Annotated in this window: 4 protein-coding genes; all 4 read right to left on the bottom strand. The window is 66.7% G+C overall.

Translation table 11 applies throughout. From position 1 onward, the window contains the following. Nucleotides 1-476: 476 nt before the first annotated feature. Complete coding sequence (locus U9J39_RS29285) at nt 477-2843, bottom strand: DNA polymerase II (RefSeq protein ID WP_326348785.1); 2367 nt, start codon at nt 2841-2843, stop codon at nt 477-479. A gap of 91 nt (nt 2844-2934) precedes the next feature. Beyond that, nucleotides 2935-3426 (bottom strand): VOC family protein, encoded by a 492-nt coding sequence (locus U9J39_RS29280; RefSeq protein WP_018003732.1) that lies wholly within the window; start codon nt 3424-3426, stop codon nt 2935-2937. Between the two features lie 181 nt (nt 3427-3607). Continuing rightward, on the bottom strand, nt 3608-4210 hold the full coding sequence (locus U9J39_RS29275) for a glutathione S-transferase family protein (protein WP_326348784.1): 603 nt from the start codon (nt 4208-4210) through the stop codon (nt 3608-3610). A 62-nt stretch (nt 4211-4272) separates the two neighbouring features. Then, nucleotides 4273-4939: acetyl-CoA carboxylase biotin carboxyl carrier protein subunit (locus U9J39_RS29270; RefSeq protein ID WP_326348783.1), on the bottom strand; the 667-nt coding region annotated here is incomplete at its 5' end.

The raw sequence follows: 4939 nt of genomic DNA, 5'->3' as shown, positions 1-4939 counted from the left end.
CGGTCGCTCACTCTCAGAAAACTGACTGACCAGTCCGAAGACCAGTCACGTTTTGCTGTGCGAGCACTGTATAACTTTTAAGCTAAAAGACCGAAGTCTTTCGCCTCCGCTATCAAGCGCCCACACTTATCGGTTGTTTGTTTGTTAAAGAACTTCGCTCACCGGCTTTGCCGTTCAGCGCGCTGCGTTGTCAGCAGCGAAGGAACGAGACTTTAAAGAAATTTTTTCGATTAAGCAACTGATTTCGAAAAATTCTTTATTGCGCTGCGCGCCCTCTTTCGAGTCAATTCTTGCGCGCCGTTCCTTGCCCGTTGCGCGATGCCTTGCGAACGAGGGGGCGAATCTTAATACCGGCGACGTCCGCCTGGCAAGCACTTTTCTTGGAAACAGAATAAGAGCCGGTTGCGGCACTTTATGCCGGTACCTGCTGCATGCAGGCAGCACTCATTCCCGCGCGCCGTATTAGCGCTGCCGTGTTACTGAGGAAACAGTGCCATCTGGCCCGACAACAGCGTTTCGAACTCATCGTCCAGAAAAGGCAGGATCGCGTCGGCAATCGGCTGCAGTTGCCGGCTCACATAGTGGGCATAGTCGATTGGCGCCGAGCGTGCTTCGAGCGGCTCTGGCCCGGCCACGGTCATCACATAGCTGATCCAGCCGCCGCGCTGGTACTGGGGTGGCCTGCCGTGGCGCGCGTTAAAGTCGTCGGCAAGGCGCGCGGCGCGCACGTGCGGCGGCACGTTGCGCTGGTACTCGTCAAGCCGGCGCCGCAGCCGCTTGCGGTAGACCAGTTCCTCGTCGAGTTCGCCGGCCAGCGTGCGGCGCACGATGTCGCGCACATAGTCCGCATACGGCTCGCGGTTGAAGACCTTTTCGTAGAGCGTCTGCTGGAAGCGCTGCGCCAGCGGCGACCAGTCGGTGCGCACCGTCTCCAGCCCCTTGAACACCATCTCGCGCGTGCCGTCGGGACGCTCCACCTGGCCGGCATAGCGCTTCTTGCTGCCCAGCTCGGCGCCGCGGATGGTCGGCATCAGGAAGCGCCGGAAGTGCGTCTCGAACTGCAACTCCAGCGCGCTCTCGAGCCCGTAGGTCTGCCACAGGTGGTCGCGCCACCAGTCGTTGACGTAGGCCACCAGGCTGCGCCCGATCTGCGCGGCGTCGGCTTCGGTGCGGGCGCGGCGCAGCCAGACGAAGGTCGAGTCGGTGTCGCCGTAGATCACCTCGTAGCCGCGCGCCTCGATCAGCGCGCGGGTCTGCCGCATGATCTCGTGCCCGCGCATGGTGATCGACGATGCCAGCCGCGCATCGAAGAAGCGGCAGCCGCTCGAGCCGAGCACGCCGTAGAACGCGTTCATGATGATCTTGAGCGCCTGCGCCAGCGGTTTGTTGCCATCGCGCTTGGCGGCCTCGCGCCCCTGCCACACCCGTGCCACGATGGCCGGCAGGCAGTGTTTGGTCCGCGAAAAGCGCGCCCCGCGGAAGCCCGGCACCGCATCGGCATCGTCCGGATGCGCCAGGCCTTCGACCAGGCCAACCGGATCGATCAGGAAGGTGCGGATGATCGACGGGTAGAGGCTCTTGTAGTCCAGCACCAGCACGGATTCATACAACCCTGGGCGCGAGTCCATGACGAAGCCACCCGGGCTGGCCTCGGGCGCTTTCTCGCCGAGGTTGGGCGCGACCAGACCCTGGCGGTGCATCAGCGGTATGTACAGGTGCGTGAACGCCGCCACCGAGCCGCCGCTGCGGTCGGCCGGCAAGCCCGTGACCGTGGCACGCTCGAGCAGGAACCGCAGCAACTCGGTCTTCTCGAAGATCCGCGTCACCAGCTCGCAGTCGCGCAAGTTGTAGCGCGCCAGTGCCGGCTTGTCATGGGCGAACATGCGGTCGATGGCGTCCATGCGGTCGTACGGATTTTCGATGGCCTTGCCTTCACCGAGCAGCGCCTGCGCCACCCCTTCGAGGCTGAAGGACGGAAAACTCCAGGTGGCGGAGCGCAGCGCCTCGATGCCGTCAATGATCAGGCGCCCCGGCGCGCTGGCGAAGAAGTGCTGCTGCGCGTTGTGCTCGCGCCATTCCATTTCCGTGCCGCCGCGCCCAAGCCGCAGCGGCACCTGGAACCGGCGCGCCTGCTCCTGCAACACGCGCAGGTCGAACTGCACTAGGTTCCAGCCAATGATCGCATCGGGATCGTGGTCGGCCAGCCACTGGTTCAGCCGGTGCAGCAATTCGGGCCGGGTGGCGCAGTAGGTCAGCGAGAAATCGACGTCGACCGGCGATTGCGGCGCCGGCCCCAGCGCGTAGACCTGGCGCTGGCCGCAGCCTTCGAGCGCGATCGAATAGAGCTCGCCCGCCGCGCTGGTTTCGATATCGAGCGACACCAGGCGCAGCGCCGGCCGGTAGTCGGCCGACGGCTTCATCTGCGCGTTGCGCAGCACGCCGGCGCCATCCGCCTCGCCGTCGAACCACACCGGCGCGGTGATGAAGCGCTCCATCAGGTAGCGCTCCGGCGGGCGGATATCGGCTTCATACACGTCCACGCCGGCATCGCGCAGTGTCCTGGCCAACTGGATCAGCTGCCGGTGCTGGGCGCAGTACAGTCCCAGCACCGGCCTGCGCTGGAAATCGCGCAGCGCCAGCGGGCGCAGTTCGACCGCGCGCTCGCGCGACAGCAGTGCCTCGGCACGCTCGCGCTGCACCTGCGGCACAAAGGCAACCGATGGCTGCGGCGCCAGCCGTAGCCGGCGCGGCCCGTCATCCGTCGCCAGCCAGAATTCCACTTCGGTCCCGCCTGGCGTATCACGCCAGTGACGGGTCAGGATGAAGCCTTGCTGAAGTGCCACGTTGCAGAAACAGGAATGGAAATTCGCGCGATGCTGGCGCACGCAAGCCGACCGCTACGCCGCGCACCCGCTGGGTCGACCGCGCGCTGCATCAACCAGGCGCTGCGCCCCGCCTTGCCGCCTCGATGGTGGCAATGTCGATCTTGCGCATCGTCATCATCGCGTCGAACGCGCGCTTGGCCGCGGCGCGGTCCGGGTCGGTGATCGCCGCCAGCAGCGCACGCGGCGTGATCTGCCATGACAGGCCCCAGCGGTCCTTGCACCAGCCGCACTCGCTTTCCTGGCCGCCGTTGCTGACGATGGCATCCCACAGCCGGTCGGTCTCGGCCTGGTCGTCGGTCGCGATCTGGAACGAGAAGGCCTCGCTGTGCTTGAAGTGCGGGCCCCCGTTCAAGCCGACACACGGGATGCCGGCGACGGTGAACTCGACCGTCAGCACATCGCCCTCCTTGCCGTCCGGATAGTCGCCCGGTGCGCGCATCACGGCGCCGACGGCGCTGTCGGGAAAGGTCTTGGCATAGAAATTCGCCGCTTCCAGCGCATCGCGGTCGTACCACAGGCAGATCGTGTTCTTGCCAGGCATGTTGCGTCTCCTTGAAGACACGGCGCCGGACCTCCGGCGCCGGTGGGCCAGCGTGCCGTTTCGACCGGCGCCGTTGGCCGGGACTCCAATGTCTCACACTCCGGGGGGCAATGCAGGCCGTGGCGGCGTCACATGGACTGGGAGCCCGCTGGCATGCTGCGCCCGAAGCACGCCGGCTTCGCTAGCCTTTGGCCGCGCGGACGAAGGCGTCGCGGGCGGTGATGCGCTCTACGTAGTCCTGGATGCAGCGGCTTTCGCGGATGCGCGGCGCACCGAACTGTCCCGCCCACGCCAGCGACGCGCCGAGGTAGACGTCGGCGGCGCTGAAGCTGTCGCCGAGCACGAAGGGACCCGGTGACAGGGCTTTTTCGATGGCGTCGATGACTTCGTCATAGTCGCCCCAGCCGACGGTCTGCTTGGGCAGCGGCGCCTGGGCACGCATCATGCGGTCGGTCAGCGCGGGCTCGAAGCAGCTGCCGCAGAAGAACAGCCACCGCAGCACCGTGCCGCGCGCGGACGAGCCCGGCGGCGGCATCAGCCCCGCTTTCGGATAGGTATCGGCGAGCCACGCGATGATCGCGCCGTTCTCGGTCAGCACGGTGCCGTCATCCAGCACCAGCGTGGGAATCTTGCCCATCGGATTGATCGCCAGGAAAGCCGGCGCCCGGCTTTCCCCCTTGGCGATATCGAGGTGCTGCAACGCGTAGTCGGCGCCAACCTCCTCCAGCATCCAGCGCGCCACCGACGCGCGGCTCTGGGGGTTGTAGTAAAGCGTCATGGTCATACCGTCCTCCCGGCCTCGGCTCAATGGATTCGAGGCAGCAGGATAGCACCGACCCGGCGCCGTCAGTCGCTGAAAGCGAGCAGTTGCGCGCCTTCGGCAACCTGCTCGCCGATGCCGTAGAGCACTTCGCTGACGACACCGTCGGCGGGGGCACAGATGGTGTGCTCCATCTTCATTGCCTCCATCACCAGCAGCGGCGCGCCGCGCGCGACCGCGTTGCCGGCCTCGACCATCACGGCGATCACCTTGCCCGGCATCGGCGCGGTCAGCTTGCCGCCCTCGCCTTCGGCCTCGCCGGCATGGGCGAGCGGATCGAGCCAGGCCAGCGTGGCGTGGCGGCCGCCATGGAAGACGTGGAATTCGTCGCCATCCAGGTGGACCTGCCCGTGCGCGCGCCGCGTGCCGAGGTTGACGCGGATATCGTCGGCCTGGCAGGTATAGGCAAAGGGCGCGGCCTGGTCGGCGTAGCTCAGCGTGCTGCCGCGCTCGTTGCTGTCCAGCGTCACGTCGAGCACCTGCTCGCCATAGCCGAAGCGCAGCCTGCGCGACACGCCGCCGTTCAGCCGCCACGCGCCGGCGTGGGTCCACGGCGAGTGCTGGTCGGCGGCGTCGATGCGGAGCTGCTGGTTTTCGCGCGTCAGCAGCGCGGCCGCCGCCAGCGCGATCAGCTCCATGCCGACCGGCGCGGGCGGCGGGAACAGGACCGCCTCGTTGCGCGCGATCAGCCCG

Origin of the sequence: Cupriavidus sp. SS-3 (assembly GCF_035818815.1) — a bacterium.
GTDB classification, from domain to species: domain Bacteria; phylum Pseudomonadota; class Gammaproteobacteria; order Burkholderiales; family Burkholderiaceae; genus Cupriavidus; species Cupriavidus taiwanensis_C.
Note: the sequence above shows the minus strand (reverse complement) of the source record. Positions and strands in the feature narration are given on the sequence as shown.